Consider the following 17865-nt stretch of genomic DNA (forward strand, 5'->3'; position numbering starts at 1 on the left):
CGGCGATCGGGGTGCTCGGGCGTTGCGATGCCTGCCAAAACGTCTTCTCAGAAAAACTGCCGTACCCGATGTCCGGGCGAACTGCTTGAAATGCGAAAAACGAAACTTCAACAACTGGGTTCCACCGTACGCGGGCCGGCCCGAAAGCGCAGTGACGGATGACACCTGTGGGCGGCTGATTCTCGCAGGTCAGCGCCACTTTCGGTCACAGTTCCCGGCCGCCGCGTTCCCGTGACGAGGATGAACCATGAGCTGGCATGAAGCCGCAGGCGACGGTGGAGGCACAGGGGAGGCGGTGCCGCACGGCCAGGCCGACGACGCGCCCCGTGCTATCGGCGCGACCGTGGAACGATTGCAGCTGGGTCAGCGGGTGCAGGCCCAGCTGCATGGGGTGGCGCATTGGACGGGGACGGTGGAGACGGTCGCGGTCCCGCTGGGGGTGGTGTGGATCCGCGAGGACGGACTGGGGGAACGCAAGCTCCTGGACCTGCGGGAGTACCAGGTGCACCCCCAGGATCCCGCCGACAGGTGACCTGGACCGATCCACCCCGACAAGACCCCGCACTCAGACACGCCCGGCACCTCCGCAGCACCCCTCGGGGTGCCAGTCGGTCCCTGCGCCGCCTTCTACGACCGCATCTGGGAGGACTCCGGCACCTCACCGTCCGGACCCCCGCGTGATCGGGGCTGTCTCGGCGAAGGACCCAGCAGGCGACCGGTCACGTGCTGGGCTGCGGCCAGCCAACATCGGTGCTGCCGTCCGGTGAATTAGGAGCGGGGCCTGAAGTTCGGTGGTCGCGGGGGCACCGTGGCTCAGTTGCTCACGGCCGGGGCGTTCGTGATGTGGCGGGCATCGAGGAGTTGGGTGACGGCGAAGGCGGCGACGTCGCCGGCGGCGGCGCTGCAGCCGATGGCGTCCTGGCCGAAGTATCCGACGTACTTCAGCCCGCGTCCTCGACCGGGAGTCGAGCGCAGGAACCGCACGATCGTCCAGTCCAGCCCAGCGCCGGTGACCGTGGTCATCATCTGCCGCATCTGCCCGTGGACGCGCGGGTGCAGGGCTCGCAGCAGGGCCCGGTGGGTTTTCACCGCCGGGGTGGGTTGTTCTTTCGGGCACAGTCCGACGGCGGGGCTGCCCAGGCCGATGTAGCGGTGCACCCCGTGGTCCTGCATCGCGGCCACCACGCGTACGGTGCCTTCCACTAAGTGCGCCCCGGGACGGTCCAGGCGCGGATCCAGGGCGTTGACCACGGCCTCGGTCCGCGCAATAGCCGCGGCCACGGCCACCGGGTCGGTGAGCTGCCCGCTCAGCATCTGCACCCGGCGCCCCCAGGTTTCGGGCACCGTGCTGGGGTCCGAGGTGAAGACCCGGGGCTCATAGCCGCGCCAGATCAGCTCCTCGACGACCTTGCGGCCGATGTCGTTGTCAGCCCCGAAGACGGTCACGCGCATGGGGTCCCCCGATCCCTCGAAACATGCACACGTTGCCCTTCGAGCATAGGCACCCCAAGGTCTGCCCTGAGGGGAACGGAACGGCTCTCCTTGTGACCAGGCACGATGCCGGACCGCAGTGCATCACACTCGAACACCGGCACCCGTTCTGCCGACGGCCAGGATTCCAGCGTCCCCGATTCGGAGGACAGCCACCATCAGAGCCGGGCCCGCACACCCACCACGCACACGACGGTGCTATGAAGGCCTGGCCCCTCGATCGCAGAACCGAGATGAAGCCCTCCCTCCCAACGCAGATCGCCTCTAATGGGGCCATATGTATAGCGGAGGGGACGGAGCCGCCCTTGGCTCTGCTGTCCACGGCCTGCTTGACATCGTTTCCGGAGATCCGGATGCAACACCGACGGAGGGGAGTGTTCATTCTGCGCCGTCGGAGTTTTCGCGGTGGAGCAGCTCGGAGGTGTAGGGGGCGCGCAACGGAGGCTGCCGGTCGATGAGCTCGTTGGCGGCGTGGGCCAACAGGTCGCGCTGGAAGGCGGGCAGGTCCAAGCAATGGTGCAGGTAGGCCTCGACCTCGATCTCCCCGGCGCTGCCGCCGAGGGCGAAGTAGTGCAACCACAGCTGCTTCACCTGGATGCCGGCGCGGCCGATGACCTCGAGCAGCAGGCGGGCTTGTTCCGCCCCGATCCCGTCGTCATCCACGGGTGCCCCTCACCCTTCCGGGTCCGGGTGGCGCTCCAGGATCTGGCGGGCGACCTCGGCCATCGGACGCCCCTGCGCGGGCGGCCGTGAGCAGCACGCAATGGGCGTCGTCGGGGTCGGTGACCCGTTGTTCCATCAGCATCCCGGTGGCCCGGTCGATCGCCTGTCGATCCTCGAGACCGGCCTGCAACGCGGCGCTGAGCCGCTGCGGAGCGTCGCAGGTCTGGGCCGAGCCCAGCAGGGTGGCCGCCGCGGCGGCCAGCAGGCCCAGCTGCTGCTCCTCGTGGTCGGTGAAGGCATCGCCGACGGTGGCGTAGACCTTCATCGCACCCAGGCATCGGTCCTGGAACACCAGCGGGACACTGAGCATCGAGCGGATTCCGGAGGCAGCGGCAGCCGTCGACCACTGCGGCCACCGGTCGTCGTCGGTGGTGTCGTTGACGCGCTGGGGGGTCGCGGTGGCCCAGGCGCTCAGGCACGGGCCGTTCCCGAGGTCGTACTGGAGCGCGTCGGCAGCCTCCACGAGATGGCCGGTGGCCCCCGTGCTGATCCTGGTGCCCTGGGCGTCGAGCAGGGAGACCCCGGCACCGGCGGCTACGGGGATGAGGGCCTGGGCGACCTGGGCCAGCTGGTGCACCGCGGCCGCAGCGTGCTCCTGGGACAGCAGCAGGTTCTGGATGCGGGCGAAGACCGTGGTCGGCTCCGTCGCGGAGGACTCGGGGTGCATGAGGACCTCTCTCGGTCCGACGGGGCGGGTCGAGTCCACGGTGCATCGTGTGCTGTCGTGGCGGCCTCGATAGCCGGTAGTTTCTCGCACGATGACTGCCCCTTCTCTCAGGGATACGCCGGGCCGCACCGGGCCGGGCAGCCGGTGAATGGTCACGGAGTGGGCGCCGCTTCTGGTGCGGTGACTGCCCCGAGTCGGGACTCTGACAACCTGAGTGACCTTCAAAGATGGTGAGGCCCGCCTCGGCACGGGGTGACCGGGCCGAGGCGGGCCTCACGAATCCTGCTGGTGCCTCACCCCACCCGGAGGCCTCCACTGACGCGGAAGCACGGGCTACCGGGGGATCTGCGACCGCTTCAGACGGCGTGGGCCACCGAGGCGTGACGCAGCCGGTACTCGTCGGCGGGGATCAGCTTGGCGAGCCCGTTGCTGGCCTCGCGCACCCACAGCACACCCAGGTGGGCTGCCACCTGGCTCACGGTGCCGGCATGGCGCAGGTGGTGCTCATCCCATACTTCGATCCGGTCCCCGGGGTGCACCCGGGTGAGGTCGTGGAGCCATGGATCAGTGGTGGTCATGATGCGTCCTGTTCAAATTCGTGCGGGGAGATTCAACATGCTGCGCCCGGTCTGCGGGGATCCGAGCCCCGAAATTAGGCTCGGATCCCCGCAGACCGGAAGGGGTGCTCAGGCGGAGTAGTTCTCGCGGCTGCCGGACTTGGCCAGCCCGCGGGCCACCAGGTAACCGATGGTCAGGTAGGTGATGTACTCCATGGCCTGACGCGCGTCGAACAGATCGGCGCCGTCCTCGGCCCCGCCGTCACCGACCAGGATGGCGGTGACGACGATGGCCACCAGCACCCCGAGGTAGGCGATGAACTCGGTGGTCGTGGTCGCAGCCTTGGTCTCGGTGGCGCGACGACTCGTGTGCTCGGCGCCGGTGGTGGCGGTGTGGGAAGCAGTGTTCGTCAAGGGATTCTCCTGAAGAAGTAAGGGGGTGCCGGATTCGGCAGGGCACCGGAGGGCGGATCGCCGTCGGCGCAGTCAGTGGAAGGCGTGGGGGCGCCGTGTACTCGACGCCTTGCCTACGCCGTAGACTGTACGTGTAGACTGCAGTTAATGCAAAGCCCGCTTATTAAAGGACCCTGATGCCCATGAGCTCCCTTCCCGCAGACCCCGTCCCCGAAGCCGTCGAGGACCCCGTACCGACCCCCCAGGCCAAGGCGCGCCGACCGCGGCTGAGCCGGGAGGTCGTGCTCACCGCGGCCCTGAAGCTGGTGGACGCCGAGGGCCTCGACGCCTTGAGCATGCGCCGGTTGGGGGCTGAGCTGGGCCGGGACCCGATGGGCCTGTACCGCTACGCGAAGAACCGGGCGGATCTGCTGGACGGGATCACCGAGGTGGTGCTGGACCAGCTGGTGATCCCCACCGACGGGGCGGACTGGCAGGCGCAGCTGCGCGCCACCGCCCACGACTTCCGCCGCTTGGCCCTGGAGCATCCGTACGTGGTGCCGCTGCTGGTGACCCGGCCGCTGTCCACCCCACTCGGGCTGCGCCCGCTGGGCACCCTGCGGCCGTTGGAGAACATCCTGGCCCTGCTCATCGACGCCGGCTTCGCCCCGGCCGATGCGCTGCACGTCTACCGGGCCTACTACGGGTTCCTTTACGGGCACGTCCTCAACGAACTCCAGGAGGTCGTCGTGGACGCGGAGGAGAACGAGTCCCTGCTGCGCCTGGGCCTGCACCGCCTGCCCGCCCGCCAGTTCCCTCGGCTGCGCGCCATGGCGTCGTTGCTGGCCGACTATGACGGAGCCGCCGAACTTGACCAGGGCATCACCATCCTGTTGGGCGGCCTCGCCACCCAGCTCCACCCCACCGCACCCAGCACCCCGAGCACATCGATGCCCGATCCCGGCCCACAGGAGCTCTCATGACCACCACCGCCGCTGACCACACCGGGCGCCACCAGCACTCCACACCCCACGAGCAGACCGCCCCCGCCCTGGTGGCACCGGTCCTGGCCGCACCCATGGCCCTCGCGCCCACAAAGACACCGGGCAGCCGCCTGGATCCGGAGGAGGACTTCCCGGAAGATCTGACCGGGCTGGGCATGGCGGATCTGCAGGTGCTGCACTCGAGGATCACCCGCCAGCTCGACCACGACTACCTCACCGATCCCGCCGGGCCCCATTCGGCCACCATGGACCGGAGCTTCGAGGTGGCCGCTGAGCTGGACGCCCGCGACACCGCATGAGACCGCATGACCCAGATCGAACCCTCACCGACAGGCACACCATGAACACCACCCACGCCACAGACCCCACCGACACCACTGATCCGGCGGTCCGCAGGTTCGATGCCATCTGCGTGATCTTCAATCCGCACAGCACCGGGGACGCCCCGGAACTGGCCGGGCAGCTGCGCGAGCAGCTGGCCCAGGACCTGCCTTACAGCCCGGAGATCCGGATGCTGCCCACGAAGCACGCCGGGCACGCCGTGGATCTGGCGAAGGAGGCGGCCGGCGCCCCGAACGCCCTGGTGGTCTCGGTCAGCGGCGACGGGGGCTACAACGAGGTCGTCAACGGTGTCATGGCCGCCGGGAGCACCGATGCCGTGTGCGCGGTGCTCGCGGCCGGCAACGCCAACGACCACCACCGCACCACCGCCCGAAAGCCCCTGGCCGAAGCCATCGCCGAAGGTCACGTGCGAGAGATGGACCTGCTGCACCTGTCCACCGGGAACCACCCGGGTGCCGAGGCCCTCTACGCCCACTCCTACATCGGCTTCGGGCTGACCCCGGTGGTGGCCATCGACATGGAGAAGGGCAACAAGGGAGCGCTCAAGGAGATGCTCTCGGTGGTGCGGACCTTCGCGAAGTTCCGGCCCTTCCACATCCAGCACTCCGACGGCACCCGGGCCAAGATCGACAGCCTCGTCTTCGCCAACATTCCTCAGATGGCCAAGTTCGCCACCCTCAGTGAGGCAGAGGACCGGCCGGCCGATGGGAAGTTCGAGGTGATCCTGTTCCCGCACACCGCCAAGTGGAAGGTGCTGCTCAAGGCCGCCCGCGCCACCACCACCGGGCTGGGGGACCAGCCTAGTGTGGCCCGCTATGAGTTCATCGCCCTCAAGCCGATGCCCTACCAGCTCGACGGGGAGGTCCACTCCGTGCCCGCCCACACCACGGTGCGCATCGAGTCCGCCCCCTCGGCCCTGACTGTCATCGGCTGAGCGACCCACTACCGGCTCAGCACCCCGGGTGCTGGAGGCGACCATGGTCAGGACATGGGACACGCCCCCCCTGTCATCATCCGGAACCCTGCCCTGCCTGCGGCACCGAACGATGGCGTTACTGCGGGTGGCGGTCCAAAAACGTCAACGACGTGTAGCAACCAGCGTCCGGGACTATTTTCATTTGCTACAGGGGTGGTTAAGCAGCCAGCCAGCCCGCTCCATCATGAACGCCCTGCGCGGCCTCGATATTGAAGGAGCACCTGGTGCGCGACGCCCTTGCCGCCCAGCAAGCTCGGCTGCTGCAGCTCACGATCGCTCAGGCTGACATTTCGGTGTTCCAGCTCTGGTGGCACTACTTCAGTCTGGGCGGTGATGTCGGCCAGCTCGAAATCGAGGCCTACCTCCACCAGGCGCTGCATTTGCCCCGCCTCGATCGTCAGCTACTCGACCACGCCGCCTCCGAGCTCATCAACGACTAGCCCACTCCGAAAGACCCAAAGTGATCCCTGTTCTCACAGCGACCACGGCCCTTCTTGTGCCCTACGGCACAGACGTCGCAGGCCCCAAGGAGGCCTCACCGCAATGCGGTCTGCCTCTAATGGGCCATATGTCAAAGCGACAGGGGCCGGAGCCCCTCCTGACTTGGGACTGAGCTACCAGCGCCGGCAGGCGAGGCGGCAGTGGTGACGGCTCCGGGGAGGCCCCGGCAGGTGGTGGTTTCTTCCGGAGGCATCCGTCAGGATGGACGAGTCAGCCCGCGGTGACCGTGATGAGTCATGGCGGAGGGGGATCAACGGAAGGAGTTTCCATGCCGGATCTTGGTGGAGCAGCCGATAAGGCCAAGGACTACGCCCAGGACAACCCTGAGAAGGTCGACCAGGGCAAGGACAAGGCCAAGGACGCCTTGGACGGGAAGAACGACGGCGACCAGCAGTAGTTTTATTCTTCGATCGACACGAGCCGGGCCGGCCCTCTGGGGCCGGCCCGGCTTCATCATCTGCTGCCCGTACAAGGCACGTTAGAGAGCCCCTTGCCGGTCCGACTGTGGGTGATGGTGCGGGGGCGAGAAACTAGGCGTGGGTGATGCCCGTTTACCCTGCGCGATGGGAAGCCCATGCAGGTGTGCGATATACGCATCATGATGTCCACAGGAGATGACGGACTCAGATGATCGTCACCTGCGGCAGTTCTCGGATGCGCCGGTAGAGGGTGGCCCTGGACATGCCGAGGTCGCGGGCCACCTGGGTGGCCGGCTCCCCGGACTCGATCAGCCGGAGGGCGTTGCGGATCTGGGAGTCGGTGAAGGTCTGGCGCCGCCCACCGAGGTCCTTGCCGGCGGCCCGGCGTTTGGCCACCGAGTCGGTGATCCGCTCCCGCTTGATCTCCAGCTCCATCTGCGCCAGGGCGGCCATCACGGTGAAGACCATCGAGCCCATCGGGGTGTGCGTGTCCACATCGCCCCCACCGAGGTTCAGCACCCTCAGCCCGGCTCCCCTGCCCCGCAGCGCCTCGGCGAAGGCCAGCATGTTCTGCGTGAACCGCCCCAGCCGGTCCAACGTCGTGATGACCAAGGTGTCGCCTTCCTCGAGGGCCGCCACGGCTTTGTCGAAGGCCGAACGAGACGCACGCCCTCCAGACACTCCACTGTCCACATAGACGTCATCGCGCCGTACGCCAGCTGCCAGCAGGTCATGCAACTGGCGGTCCGCGTCCTGCTGACGCGTCGACACTCGTGCGTACCCGATCAGCTTCCCCACGTCCACCTCATCTGTCTCGCAACCAACGTTGAGTATCCGATTCTAGGGGCATGGATAAAGCACAAGGATGCGAGACATGCTCAACCGCGGAAACGTGCGGGCGCAAATTTCTCGGACGAGACGTCTCGCATCCCTTGGGTGACGCGACGATTCGACTGACCTCGGTTAACTTGAGGCAAGTACTTGCCTATTCGGCAAGTACTTGATTTGATGGTGATATCGCCGAACTTGCCCCCGGAGGACCCCATGAGCCATCACCTCACCCCCGAACAAGCCCGCCAGCAACTGGCCACCATCCAAGCGCGCACCCTGGACACTTCCCGTGACCGCACGGTGCACGCCGCAGCAACAGCGGTGTTCGGGGTGGTCACGGCCCTCTACATGGCTGCGCAGAACATCTTGTCCGATTGGGTCAGCCACTCCGTGGGCACCGCGGTGCTCGCTGCCGTCTGGGTTGTGGCGGTGTGGTGGATCGAGCGGGTGGCACGCACAGTGCCGCGCCGGGCCAAGATGTGGTCGCGGGGCGGGATCGTGGCCTCTTTCGTGCTGACGCTGACCGTGGTGCTGCCGTGGTTGAACTTCTCCGCCCAGACCGCACCCAACACCTGGTCCATGGTCGCCGCCGGGGCCGCCGTCGCCGCTGTTCCCACCCTGGTCGCCGCGGCCGTGATCCGCTGGGGGTCCAGGTGAGCACCACCGAGGGCCAGCACGCCCGGCACCGCCTGGACGAGCTCATCCACGCCCCGGTGCGTCTGAGCATCGTCGCGACGTTGGCCCAGGTCGACGAGGCCGAGTTCGCCCACGTGCGCGACACTGTGGAGGTCTCCGACTCGGTGCTCTCCAAACAGGCCACCCAGCTCGAGGCCGCCGGTTACGTGAAGATCCGCAAGGGGTACGTCGGCAAGCGTCCCCGCACCTGGCTGTCCCTCACCCCCGCCGGGCGCACCGCCTACACCGGCCACCTCGACGCCCTGCGTGCCATCGCCGAGGGCCTGTAAAGGTCCCGCCGGCCTCGAACGGCAATGACGCGGCACCCGACCCACAACAGGAGGCTGCTGCCAGCGGTACTGGTCCCCTGCTGTGCGCCCTGACCAGTATCGATCACGGGTGGCGTCACAGTGACCGACGTGAAAGCCCGAACTACACTGGGGCGCGTCGAAGCAGGCATGGAACTTCTCAGCCGTTGCCACGGACCGTTTCAGGGGGCGTCACCCGATGACTGATCGCAACGAGGAAGACGCAGGATCAAGGTTGCTCTCCGGGGGCAACCCACAGATCCCCAAGGGCACGGTTGATGGCCCGGTGCAGGACTACATCGCGGCCATGCCGGGGTGGAAACGAAATATCGGGCAACGCCTCGATGACCTGATCGTGCACACCGTTCCTGACGTTCACAAGGCCGTGAAATGGAACCAGCCGTTCTACGGGTTCAAGGACGAGGGCTGGTGCCTGTCGTTCCGGTGCTACACGAACTACGTGCAGGTGCAGTTCTTCAAGGGAGCTTCACTGGAACCGGTGCCGCCCAAGGCCTCCAAGCACGAGGAGGTGCGCTACCTCGACATCCGCGAAACCGATGAGCTGGATGCGGGTCACCTGCGGACCTGGATCGAGCAGGCCAGCAAGCTGCCCGGCGAGAAGATGTGACCCACCTGCTGGGCGGGCCTGAGTCTGCCTCCGTTCTCTGTCGAGCACATCAACAACGGTTCAGTCGAAAGAAATGGTGAAGGGGCAATGATCGCCACCATCGCCAAGGTCGCCGAGTTCGATCAGTTCATGGCGACCTTCTCGACCATCGGCGTCGAGAAAAGGAAGGAGCACGGATGCAAGGGCGCCTACGTGTTCCGTGATCCCGATGACCCCGACCGGGTGTGGATCTTCTTCGACTGGGGCATCGAGGACTACCAGGGGTTCCTCTCCGATCCCGGGATCCCGGCCATCGCGCGGCAACTCGCCCTCTCCGAGCCACCGGTGAAGATCGACCCCCTCGTGCAGTACGAGGCCTGACGCGTCCGACTCGGCCATCCAAGGGCTGTGACGGGAGTCCCAGGAAACGGTCGCCCGGTCGCGAACGGGATCGCCGGGTGACGGAGTGCCAGAAGGGCGGGGAAGTACACGCGCCCACAGCACCCAGCCCCGAAGGCGTCGACATTCGGGCGCCCTCGAGGTTCTTCTGCACGAGGCGTCGTCATGTCTTCCCTACACCTTCCCCGGGCCGGGCGCGGAAGCAGACAATCCCACCATGACTACTCTCACGCCCTGCCTGTGGTTCGACACCGAAGCCCAGGACGCAGCGAACTTCTATCTGACGGTGTTCCCCAACTCCCGGATCACCGACATCACCTACTACGGCAAGGCCGGGCCGCGGCCGGCGGAGATGGTGCTGACCGTGGAGTTCGAGCTCGACGGTCATCCGTTCACCGCGCTCAATGGCGGGCCCGAGTTCAGCTTCAGCGAAGCGGTGTCGTTCCAGATCGACTGCGCCGATCAGGCGGAGGTGGACCGGTACTGGGAGGCTCTCACCGCCGACGGCGGGCAGGAGAGCATGTGCGGGTGGCTCAAGGACAAGTACGGGCTGTCCTGGCAGGTGGTGCCCCGCAGGCTCGTCGAGCTGCTGGCCGATCCGGATCCGGGGCGGGCGCAGCGGGTGATGGCCGCGATGATGTCGATGCGCAAGCTCGTCATCGCCGACCTGGAGGCCGCCGCCGACGTTCCCTGACACGGAGGGCGCGCCCCGAACCGCCGAGCCCCCCGTGGGCGCGACAGTACGCGGGCCCATTCGTGGCCGTCGAACCGGCTCCGGACACTGGCCACCGTCGGATCTGAAACCATCCCACCTCCTCGGTGGAAAGACTCGATGGTGAGGCCGGTGGTCCGACTGCGGTGCAGTGGGTGAGCTCGCACGCCCAGCGCCCGTTGCGGCAGGCCAGGACGGCTCAGGGTGGAGCACGAGTCGGGGCGCCGGTCCTCATCGGCTCATGCGCCGCGGCAGGTGCCCATGGTCCACAGGTTGCCGCCGCCGTCGCGGATCGTGAACTGGGGGGAGCCGTGGTCGGTGTCCGTCAGCGGCTTGAGGACCCTCACCCGACCCCCGGACACAGAAAAACACCCCGGACACACAAAAACACCCCGGACCGTAGGTCCGGGGTGTTTCCGATGTCCTGGGACATCGCACTGTGCGCGAGGGGGGACTTGAACCCCCACCCTCTAATACGAGGACTAGCACCTCAAGCTAGCGCGTCTGCCTATTCCGCCACCCGCGCGAGTGGATCCAGGGCGAACGTGGTGCCGTTTCCGGCCGTTCCTCCTGAACGCAACAGAAAATAAGGTACCACATGCGCGGCCGCCGTTCACATCGGCGCCGATGTCCGGAGGAGCGGCGCGACCGCGCCGAAAATTTTGATGAAAACCCCTGAGTAAGTGCACTTCCGGCTTCCACCGCGCCCCGCCATGCGGTTGAATGGTGGCTGAGCATCTCCAGGATTCTCCAGCTGACCTGGGGCGATGCTCGTTCGAGGGTTGCGTTCGCGCCACCGGGGAGCCCCCCGTCCCCGCCGGTGCCAGGGACCCTCGACACGGCCGGGGACCCCCCTCACCTGTGCCGGCGGCGGCCGCCGCCGCCCCGTTCTCCCACGGGACCACGGTGGCCGCCGCCTCTCACCGTCCGGCGCCGGCACCGCCCGCCGAGGGCGTGCGGTGCCGCGGCGACTCAGAGGACGGAGCGGTAGACCTCCAGGGTCCGCTCGGCGATGGACTCCCACGCGAAGTGCTCCTCGGCGCGGCGCCGGCCGGCGGCGCCCATCTCCCGGGCGCGCACCGGGTCGGAGACCACCTCGGTCAGCGCGGCGGCGAAGTCGGCCACGAACTTCTCGGGATCGACCGGCGTGCCGGTGCCGTCCTGGGCCTGCTCGATGGCGACCAGCCGGCCCGTCTCCCCGTCGACGACGACCTCGGGAATGCCGCCCGTGGCGGAGGCGACCACGGCGGTGCCGCAGGCCATGGCCTCGAGGTTGACGATCCCGAGCGGCTCGTACACGGACGGGCAGGCGAAGGCCGTGGCGCCGGAGAGGATCTGGACGATCTCGCGGCGCGGCAGCATCTTCTCGATGAGCACCACCCCGGACCGGGTGGCCCTCAGCTCGTCGATGAGCGCGTTGACCTCGGCCCCGAGCTCCGGGGTGTCGGCGGCGCCGGCGCACAGCACGAGCTGCACGTCCTCGGGCAGCAGGGCCGCGGCGCGCAGCAGGAACGGCACGCCCTTCTGCCGGGTGACACGGCCCACGAACGCCACCGAGGGCTTGGCCGGGTCGATGCCGTAGGACTCGAGCACGTCGGTGCCCTCGTCGCGCACCCACTGGCTCACGTCGATGCCGTTGTGCACCGTCCGGACCCGGTCGGGGTCGACGTCCGGGTAGGACCGGAGGATGTCCTGGCGCATCCCGTCGGAGACGGCGATGATCGCCGCGGCCGCCTCGTAGGCGGTCTTCTCCACGAACGAGGAGACCGCGTACCCGCCGCCGAGCTGCTCGGCCTTCCAGGGGCGCAGGGGCTCGAGGGAGTGCGCGGAGAGGACGTGGGGGATGCCGTACATCAGCGACGCGAGGTGCCCGCCCATGTTGGCGTACCAGGTGTGGGAGTGCACCAGGTCCGCGCCGGCGATGTCGCCGATCATCGCGAGGTCCACCCCCAGCGTCTGGATCGCGGCGTTGGCGCCGGCCAGGTCCGCGGGCACGGGGTAGGCCTGGACCTCGACGCCGTTGACCCGGGGCTCGCGCGGAGCACCGAAGCACCGCACCCTCAGGTCGACGAGCGGGGCCAGGACCCGCGAGAGCTCGGACACGTGGACTCCGGCGCCGCCGTAGATCTCGGGCGGGAACTCCTTGGACAAGATATCTACTCGCACGGTTCCGAGCGTACTGCAGGATCGGCACGGTGCCACGGGGAATCGCGCGCCGGGATCCGTGCGCGCCGTTCCCGGAGACACATCAGGACTCCTGTGCGAGCGGTCACTCCCCTTCGCGGCTGTTAAGACACAATGAAGGCGCCTGTCGAGTGGTTCCGCACCGCGAGGCGGAGATGTTGCGCCCGATTGCCGAAGAAGTCAGAGAGGTTCCCATGCCCCACCGTAAGAAGGTACTCGCGATCGTCCTGGCCGGAGGCGAGGGCAAGCGCCTGATGCCGCTCACCGAGGACCGCGCCAAGCCCGCGGTGCCCTTCGCGGGCGGCTACCGGCTGATCGACTTCGCGCTGTCCAACATCGTGAACTCCGGCTATCTGCAGGTCGTGGTGCTCACGCAGTACAAGTCGCACTCCCTGGACCAGCACGTCACCCAGACCTGGCGCCTCTCCGCCCAGCTGGGCAACTACGTGGTCACCGTGCCGGCCCAGCAGCGGCGCGGCAAGGAGTGGTTCCTGGGCTCCGCCAACGCCATCTTCCAGTCGATGAACCTCATCGAGGACGAGAAGCCGGACATCGTGGTGGTGGTCGGCGCGGACCACGTGTACCGGATGGACTTCTCCGACATGGTGGACTTCCACGTGCGGTCCGGGGCCCGGGCCACCGTGGCGGGCGTGCGCCAGCCGATGGAGATGGTGACGTCCTTCGGCGTGATCGAGACGGATCCGCAGGACGTCACGAAGATCACCCGCTTCGTGGAGAAGCCCGAGAGCACGGCTCCCCTGCCGGACGACCCCGACGCCTTCTTCGCCTCGATGGGCAACTACGTCTTCGACACCGACGCGCTCGTCGAGGCCCTGCGGGCCGACGAGGCGAAGGAGGACACGAGCCACGACATGGGCGGGGACATCATGCCGTGGTTCGCGGACCGCGGCGAGGCCGCCGTCTACGACTTCACGAACAACGACGTCCCGGGCTCCACGGACCGTGACCGGCAGTACTGGCGCGACGTCGGCACCCTGGACTCGTACTACGACTCCCACATGGACCTGATCCGCCCGCTGCCGGTGTTCAACCTGTACAACTACGACTGGCCGCTCTACACCAACGAGATGCAGGCCCCGCCGGCGAAGCTGGTGCGCGGCCCGCGGGGCGAGGGCGGCATCGCCACCGACTCGATCCTCTCGCGCGGGGTCCTGGTCACCGGCGGGCGCGTGACCGAGTCGGTGCTCTCCCCCAAGGTGCTGGTCAACAACGACGCCACCGTCAACGAGTCGATCCTGCTGCCCAACGTCCGGATCGGCGAGGGGGCCGTGGTGGAGCGGTGCATCCTCGACAAGAACGTGGTCGTGCCCCCGGGCGTGAAGGTCGGCGTGGACGCGGAGCAGGACCGGGCCCGCGGCCTCACCGTGACGCCCTCCGGGCTGACGGTCGCCCCGAAGAACTTCCGGTTCGAGAGCTAGGGATCCCACCCGTCACGGCGGGGCCGCCCACCTCAGGGAGGTGGGCGGCCCCGCCGTCGTCACGCGGTCTGGGTGACCTCGACCTGGACCTGCAGCCCCGAGGTGCCGCCGCCGCCGGTGACCATGCCCTTGAGCGGGGTGACGTCGGTGTAGTCGCGCCCGCGGGCCACGGTGACGTGGAAGTCGGTGAGCCGCGTGTGGTTGGTGGGGTCGTAGGCGTACCAGCGGTCGTTCCACCACTCCACCCACGCGTGGGACTCCCCCGGCACGGTCGCGCCGATGCCCGCCTCGTAGTCGGGGTGCAGGTACCCGGAGACGTAGCGGGCGGGGATCCCGATGTGCCGCATCATGCCGATGGCCACGTGCGCGAGGTCCTGGCACACGCCCTTGGCCTCCCGCCAGGCGGCCTCGGCGTCCGTGTGGACCCCGGTGACCCCCGGCACGTACTGCATGTGCGAGGCGATGCCCTGGAAGATCGCCGCGGCCGCCGCGGCCGGGTCGGCCGCCTCCTTGCGGATTTCCTCGGCGACCTTCTCCAGCTCGGGCCCGAGCCGGGTGAGCGGGGTCTGGGGCACGTGGTCGGAGACCGCGTCGAGGACCTCGGGGGTCGCCAGCTCCTCCCAGCTCAGCCCGTCGGCGACCTCGTCGCCGGGCCGCCGGTGCACCTCCACCGTGGCCGAGGAGCGGACCTCCAGGTGCCGGTGCCGGCCCTGGATGTCGAAGGCCGCGACCCGGGTGCCCCAGTAGTCCCGGTAGTTGCTGACCGTGGCGGTCCCGGGGCTCAGCGTCAGCTCCGCCTCGAGCACGATCTGCTCGTCGTCCGAGAGGGGGGTCATCCGGGCCTCGTTGTAGGACTTCGAGACGTTGTCGTTGTAGTCGTAGCGGGTGACGTGGTCGATCTTGAGCCGGGTCACAGCATGCCTCCGAACCAGGACGCCTCGACGGCGTGCGAGAAGTACTTGGTGCTCACGGCCTCCGACGCCCTCGCGCACGCGGCCTGGACGTTGTTCAGGTGCTCGGGCAGCACCGCGATGAGGTCTTCCGCGTGGTGGAACTCCAGCGCCGTGCGCGCCTCGCCGATGATCCGCCGGGCGTCGTCCTTGAACCCGACCCGCTGCAGACCGGGCTCCAGGCCCACGAGGATCTCCTCCGCCGTGGTGAGCGCGTGCAGGATCGAGCGGGGGAAGAGCCGGTCCAGGAGCAGGAACTCGGTCGCGGACTCGTCGCTGAACGTGCCGTAGCGGGTGCGCAGGAAGGCCTCGTACCCGCCGGCGCAGTGCAGGATCGACACCCACGACATGCCGGAGGTGGACGTGGACCGGGTCCACAGCAGCCGGGACGTCATGTCCGCCCGCTCGATCGCCGCGCCCAGGGACAGGAACATCCAGGACTCGTCGTGGGACATGGTCATCTGGGTCTGCCCGCGCACGGTGGCCATCCGCTCGATGGTCCAGTGGCAGACGCGGAAGGTGCCGACGACGTCGCGGCGGTGCTGGCCCAGGCCGTAGTACGTGGAGTTGAGCGACTCCCACATGGCCGAGGACACGGTCTCCCGGGCGCGGCGGGCGTTCTCGCGGGCGGCGTGCAGGGAGCCCGAGATGGAGGTCAGGCAGTCCTTGTTCCACGCGAGCTCGTGGATCATCGACCGGACGCTGTAGTCGCCGTCCCCGGGCTCCACGCCCATCACCGCCATGATCCGGCGCACCTCGGCCTCCTGCTCGCCTATGGGCAGCTGGGTGATCCGCTCCAGGTGGACGTCGAGGATCCGGGCCACCCCGTCGGCCCGCTCGACATAGCGGCCGATCCAGAACAGGGACTCGGCAATGCGGCTCAGCATGTGGGCCCCTCTCCGGTGCGGGTCGTCGCGGTGGTGGTCACGGCCTGCTGTTGTTGCTGCTGTTGCTGGCCGCTGTCGCCCTCGTCCTGCCAGGACGCGGAGACCGGCCACGTGTGCACCGAGGAGTCGACGTCCGGGGGCGGGGCCTGGCCGGGGTCGAGGTCCTGGGTCTGCGGCTGGCCGAGCACCCAGGTGTCCTTCGAGCCGCCGCCCTGGGAGGAGTTGACGATCAGCGAGCCCTTCTGCATGGCCACCCGGGTCAGCCCGCCGGGCAGCACGTAGACCTCGTCGCCGCTGTTGACCGCGAAGGGCCGCAGGTCCACGTGCCGGGGGCTGAACTCCCCGTCCGCGAACGTCGGCACGGTGGACAGCTGCAGCACCGGCTGGGCGATCCACCCGCGCGGGTCCGCGAGCACCTTCGACCGCAGCTCCTCGAGCTCCGCCGCGGTGGCATGGGGGCCGATGACCAGGCCTTTGCCGCCGGACCCGTCCACGGGCTTGACGACCAGCTCGTCCAGGTGCTCGAGCACCCAGGCGCGGGCCTCGTCCTCCTCCAGCCGGTAGGTGTCCACGTTGGGCAGCACCGGCTCCTCGTCGAGGTAGTACCGGATGAGGTCGGGGACGTAGGAGTAGGTGAGCTTGTCGTCGGCCACGCCGTTGCCGATCGCGTTGGCGATGGTCACGTTCCCGGCGCGGGCCGCGTTGACCAGCCCGGAGCAGCCGAGCGCGGAGTCGGAGCGGAAGTGCAGGGGGTCGACGAACTCGTCGTCGATCCGCTTGTAGATCACGTCCACGCGCTGCTCGCCGTCGGTGGTCCGCATGTAGACCTTGTCGCCGCGGACCACGAGGTCGCGGCCCTCCACGAGCTCCACCCCCATGAGCCCGGCCAGCAGGGTGTGCTCGAAGTAGGCGGAGTTGAACACGCCCGGGGTGAGGACCACCACCACGGGGTCCTCGGCGGCCTCCGGGGCCGTGGCGCGCAGCGCCTTGTAGAGGTGCCGGGGATAGGCCTCCACGGCGCGGATCGGCTGCGACATGAACGCCTCCGGGAGGCCCTTGGTCATGGCCCGCCGGTTCTCGATGACGTAGGAGACCCCCGAGGGCACGCGCACGTTGTCCTCCAGGACCCGGAACACGCCCTGCTGGTCCCGGACCACGTCGATGCCCGCCACGTGGATCCGGACGCCGCCCGCGGGCCGGAAGCCCCACACGCTCCGGTGGAAGTGGGCGGAGGAGGTGATCAGCGCCTTCGGCACGATCCCGTCGGCCACGACCCGCTGCTCCCCGTAGACGTCGTCGAGGAAGCACTCCAGGGCCCGGACCCGCTGCTTCACGCCGCGCTCGATGACGTCCCACTCCTCGGCGGTGATCACCCGGGGCACGATGTCGAGCGGGAAGGGCCGCTCCTCCCCCGCGAAGTCGAAGGTCACGCCCCGGTCGAGGAAGGAGCGGGCCATGGAGTCGGCGCGGGTGTTGACGTCGCTGAGCGAGAGGTCGTCGAGGACACCGCCGATGCGGTCGTAGCCGGGGCGGACCTGCCGGTCCGGCGTGTACATCTCGTCGTAGGCCGCCGCCACCGCCATGTCGGCGGCGTAGTTCTCGAACAGGTCGGACATGTCGGGCGATCACAGGCCTTTCGGGGTCGGGGCGGGCAGTACGTGCAGTATGGACGGGCCGTATTTCGCAGCGGTAACCCGGTGGCCGAGGCTCCTCCCGATTGTGTCACGCGCCGTGCACCGGAGGCCGGGAGGACGTGCCCCTACGATGGGAGGGCGTGTCCGCCCGGAGGCGGGCCCGCGA

Annotated in this window: 22 protein-coding genes and 1 tRNA gene; 12 read left to right on the forward strand and 11 right to left on the reverse strand. The window is 68.5% G+C overall.

The window, feature by feature from the left end; translation table 11 throughout:
• Positions 1–247: 247 nt before the first annotated feature.
• Entirely contained in the window at positions 248–532 is a 285-nt protein-coding gene (locus AC6CH6_RS09615; RefSeq protein ID WP_498254971.1) for a hypothetical protein, read from the forward strand.
• Between the two features lie 281 nt (positions 533–813).
• Here AC6CH6_RS09615 and AC6CH6_RS09620 read toward each other — a convergent pair whose 3' ends face one another.
• The 5 genes from AC6CH6_RS09620 to AC6CH6_RS09640 all read right to left on the reverse strand — a co-directional run bounded on the left by AC6CH6_RS09620 (position 814) and on the right by AC6CH6_RS09640 (position 3852).
• Complete coding sequence (locus AC6CH6_RS09620; RefSeq protein WP_498254972.1) at positions 814–1452, reverse strand: NAD(P)-dependent oxidoreductase; 639 nt, start codon at positions 1450–1452, stop codon at positions 814–816.
• 417 nt (positions 1453–1869) lie between these two features.
• Positions 1870–2154, reverse strand: a complete 285-nt coding sequence (locus AC6CH6_RS09625; protein WP_498254973.1) for a hypothetical protein — start codon at positions 2152–2154, stop codon at positions 1870–1872.
• A complete protein-coding gene (locus AC6CH6_RS09630) occupies positions 2147–2881 on the reverse strand; it encodes a GAF and ANTAR domain-containing protein (protein WP_498254974.1) in 735 nt (244 codons plus the stop codon). The genes AC6CH6_RS09625 and AC6CH6_RS09630 overlap by 8 nt, the downstream gene beginning before the upstream one ends.
• 356 nt (positions 2882–3237) lie before the next feature.
• Positions 3238–3459 carry a hypothetical protein gene (locus AC6CH6_RS09635; RefSeq protein WP_368827135.1) on the reverse strand — a complete coding sequence of 74 codons (222 nt, stop codon included), beginning with the start codon at positions 3457–3459 and terminating at the stop codon, positions 3238–3240.
• A gap of 108 nt (positions 3460–3567) precedes the next feature.
• Complete coding sequence (locus AC6CH6_RS09640) at positions 3568–3852, reverse strand: hypothetical protein (protein WP_498254975.1); 285 nt, start codon at positions 3850–3852, stop codon at positions 3568–3570.
• Between the two features lie 182 nt (positions 3853–4034).
• Between AC6CH6_RS09640 and AC6CH6_RS09645 the strand changes: the two genes are divergently transcribed.
• The 5 genes from AC6CH6_RS09645 to AC6CH6_RS09665 all read left to right on the forward strand — a co-directional run bounded on the left by AC6CH6_RS09645 (position 4035) and on the right by AC6CH6_RS09665 (position 7051).
• Entirely contained in the window at positions 4035–4814 is a 780-nt protein-coding gene (locus tag AC6CH6_RS09645) for a TetR/AcrR family transcriptional regulator C-terminal domain-containing protein (RefSeq protein ID WP_498254976.1), read from the forward strand.
• Complete coding sequence (locus tag AC6CH6_RS09650; protein WP_498254977.1) at positions 4811–5134, forward strand: hypothetical protein; 324 nt, start codon at positions 4811–4813, stop codon at positions 5132–5134. Before AC6CH6_RS09645 ends, AC6CH6_RS09650 begins: the two co-directional genes overlap by 4 nt.
• 41 nt (positions 5135–5175) lie before the next feature.
• The gene (locus AC6CH6_RS09655; protein WP_498254978.1) at positions 5176–6111 is read left to right on the forward strand and encodes a diacylglycerol/lipid kinase family protein; all 936 of its coding nucleotides are present in this window, start codon (positions 5176–5178) and stop codon (positions 6109–6111) included.
• 266 nt (positions 6112–6377) lie between these two features.
• On the forward strand, positions 6378–6593 hold the full coding sequence (locus AC6CH6_RS09660) for a hypothetical protein (protein ID WP_498254979.1): 216 nt from the start codon (positions 6378–6380) through the stop codon (positions 6591–6593).
• Positions 6594–6922: 329 nt separating this feature from the next.
• Positions 6923–7051, forward strand: a complete 129-nt coding sequence (locus tag AC6CH6_RS09665; RefSeq protein WP_336650675.1) for an Rv0909 family putative TA system antitoxin — start codon at positions 6923–6925, stop codon at positions 7049–7051.
• 226 nt (positions 7052–7277) lie between these two features.
• Here the strand turns inward: AC6CH6_RS09665 and AC6CH6_RS09670 are convergent, their stop codons facing one another.
• Positions 7278–7871 (reverse strand): recombinase family protein, encoded by a 594-nt coding sequence (locus tag AC6CH6_RS09670; RefSeq protein ID WP_498254980.1) that lies wholly within the window; start codon positions 7869–7871, stop codon positions 7278–7280.
• A gap of 246 nt (positions 7872–8117) precedes the next feature.
• On the opposite strand from AC6CH6_RS09670, the gene AC6CH6_RS09675 reads away from it, so the two are divergent.
• The 5 genes from AC6CH6_RS09675 (at position 8118) to AC6CH6_RS09695 (ending at position 10587) form a co-directional block, all read left to right on the forward strand.
• The gene (locus AC6CH6_RS09675; RefSeq protein WP_498254981.1) at positions 8118–8561 is read left to right on the forward strand and encodes a hypothetical protein; all 444 of its coding nucleotides are present in this window, start codon (positions 8118–8120) and stop codon (positions 8559–8561) included.
• A complete protein-coding gene (locus tag AC6CH6_RS09680; protein WP_498254982.1) occupies positions 8558–8869 on the forward strand; it encodes a winged helix-turn-helix domain-containing protein in 312 nt (103 codons plus the stop codon). Before AC6CH6_RS09675 ends, AC6CH6_RS09680 begins: the two co-directional genes overlap by 4 nt.
• A gap of 217 nt (positions 8870–9086) precedes the next feature.
• Complete coding sequence (locus AC6CH6_RS09685; protein ID WP_498254983.1) at positions 9087–9515, forward strand: DUF1801 domain-containing protein; 429 nt, start codon at positions 9087–9089, stop codon at positions 9513–9515.
• Positions 9516–9602: 87 nt separating this feature from the next.
• A complete protein-coding gene (locus tag AC6CH6_RS09690; protein ID WP_498254984.1) occupies positions 9603–9875 on the forward strand; it encodes a putative quinol monooxygenase in 273 nt (90 codons plus the stop codon).
• A 235-nt stretch (positions 9876–10110) separates the two neighbouring features.
• Positions 10111–10587, forward strand: coding sequence for a VOC family protein (locus tag AC6CH6_RS09695; protein WP_498254985.1), 477 nt, complete (start codon positions 10111–10113; stop codon positions 10585–10587).
• Between the two features lie 458 nt (positions 10588–11045).
• On the opposite strand, the gene AC6CH6_RS09700 is transcribed toward AC6CH6_RS09695, so the two are convergent.
• Positions 11046–11131: transfer RNA gene (locus AC6CH6_RS09700), tRNA-Leu, on the reverse strand.
• Positions 11132–11577: 446 nt separating this feature from the next.
• Entirely contained in the window at positions 11578–12771 is a 1194-nt protein-coding gene (gene glgA / locus AC6CH6_RS09705) for a glycogen synthase (RefSeq protein WP_031283439.1), read from the reverse strand.
• Between the two features lie 212 nt (positions 12772–12983).
• Between glgA and glgC the strand changes: the two genes are divergently transcribed.
• On the forward strand, positions 12984–14228 hold the full coding sequence (glgC, locus tag AC6CH6_RS09710; protein WP_498254986.1) for a glucose-1-phosphate adenylyltransferase: 1245 nt from the start codon (positions 12984–12986) through the stop codon (positions 14226–14228).
• A gap of 59 nt (positions 14229–14287) precedes the next feature.
• Here glgC and AC6CH6_RS09715 read toward each other — a convergent pair whose 3' ends face one another.
• The 3 genes from AC6CH6_RS09715 to AC6CH6_RS09725 are packed head-to-tail and all read right to left on the reverse strand — an operon-like array spanning position 14288 to position 17681.
• Positions 14288–15142 (reverse strand): transglutaminase family protein, encoded by an 855-nt coding sequence (locus tag AC6CH6_RS09715; RefSeq protein ID WP_133410122.1) that lies wholly within the window; start codon positions 15140–15142, stop codon positions 14288–14290.
• Positions 15139–16065, reverse strand: a complete 927-nt coding sequence (locus AC6CH6_RS09720) for an alpha-E domain-containing protein (protein ID WP_498254987.1) — start codon at positions 16063–16065, stop codon at positions 15139–15141. The genes AC6CH6_RS09715 and AC6CH6_RS09720 overlap by 4 nt, the downstream gene beginning before the upstream one ends.
• Positions 16059–17681 (reverse strand): circularly permuted type 2 ATP-grasp protein, encoded by a 1623-nt coding sequence (locus AC6CH6_RS09725; protein ID WP_498254988.1) that lies wholly within the window; start codon positions 17679–17681, stop codon positions 16059–16061. Before AC6CH6_RS09725 ends, AC6CH6_RS09720 begins: the two co-directional genes overlap by 7 nt.
• Between the last annotated feature and the right edge of the window lie 184 nt (positions 17682–17865).

The sequence above is a fragment of the Kocuria sp. GQ42 genome (assembly GCF_059758435.1).